The sequence below is a fragment of the Methanofollis sp. UBA420 genome, assembly GCF_002498315.1.
Classification (GTDB): Archaea; Halobacteriota; Methanomicrobia; order Methanomicrobiales; family Methanofollaceae; genus Methanofollis.
Window position 1 is genome coordinate 650,740 of sequence record NZ_DAGX01000005.1, and the last position, 451, is coordinate 651,190.

Genomic DNA, 451 nt, shown 5'->3' on the forward strand with positions numbered 1-451 from the left:
CCGTCGCCGAAGGCCCACGACCACGAGGTCGGGAATCCCTCAGAGGTGTCGGTGAAATTCACCGTCAGGGGCGCGGGGCCGGAGAGGGGGGCGGCGGAGAAGTTCGCGGCAGGCGGGCCCTGCGCAACGGCCCTGATGAAATCGGCCCTCGATACCATGTCGCGGGAGTACGGGTCCGCGACGCTGAGGTTCACCATGTACGTGCCCGGCACCTCATAGACATGGACCGGGTCGGGGTCTGTTGAGAGGTTCCCGTCGCCGAAGGCCCATGACCACGAGGTCGGATCTCCGGGACTCTCGTCCGTAAAGTGCACCGCAAAGGGGACCATGCCGGCGGTGGCATTCGCGGAGAAATGTGCGCGGAGGAGAGGGGCCTCCACGGCGACGAGGCCGGGGCGGCGCAGGGTGTCATTGCCATGGGGGTTTGCGACGGTCAGGTTCACCGTGTACG

At 67.2% G+C, this 451-nt stretch carries 1 protein-coding gene; it reads right to left on the reverse strand.

The genetic code is table 11. The features are described from left to right. On the reverse strand, window positions 1–451 hold a 451-nt coding region (locus tag BP869_RS09360), incomplete at both ends, for a PKD domain-containing protein (RefSeq protein ID WP_342679138.1).